This is a genomic window from Pseudarthrobacter sp. AL07 (assembly GCF_029960665.1).
GTDB lineage: Bacteria > Actinomycetota > Actinomycetes > Actinomycetales > Micrococcaceae > Arthrobacter.
The window spans coordinates 1-435 of sequence record NZ_JASBRB010000097.1; the positions used below are offsets into that span (position 1 = coordinate 1).

The window sequence follows — 435 nt, forward strand, 5'->3', positions numbered from 1 at the left end:
TGCCCACAATGCCGGACTCGGCCAGCGGGGTATCGAAGCAGCGCTGCTCCCCGAAGGTCTTGGTGAGGCCGTCCGTGATGCGGAAGACCCCGCCGAGGAGGCCCACGTCCTCGCCGAAGACCAGGACGGACGGATCGGCGTGCATCGCATCCGCCAAAGCCGTATTGAGTGCCTTGGCCATGGTGACGGCCTGCGGTCCGCTGGCCTCAACAGTCGCCGCGGCGGACGCTGCCGCCCGGGCAGTTGCCGCGCTGACGTTGCCGTTGGCCTCGGACGATGTGGTGATGGTCGGACTCATTTCGGCGACTCCTCAGACGACGCTTCGCGGGCAAGTTCGTCGGCCAGCATGGCCGACTGTTCTTTCAGCTGTGGTGTTGGCGCCGAGAACACGTGCCGGAAGAGTTCCTGGGGGTCCACCGGGACGTCCTCGCCCAG

General features: G+C 67.1%; 2 pseudogenes. Both read right to left on the bottom strand.

The annotated features are described in order from the left end of the window. A pseudogene (locus QK290_RS18570) lies at positions 1 to 298 on the bottom strand (alpha-ketoacid dehydrogenase subunit beta); the annotation flags it as partial. Next, positions 295 to 435: pseudogene (locus QK290_RS18575) on the bottom strand (pyruvate dehydrogenase (acetyl-transferring) E1 component subunit alpha); the annotation flags it as partial. The pseudogenes QK290_RS18575 and QK290_RS18570, both read right to left, overlap by 4 nt.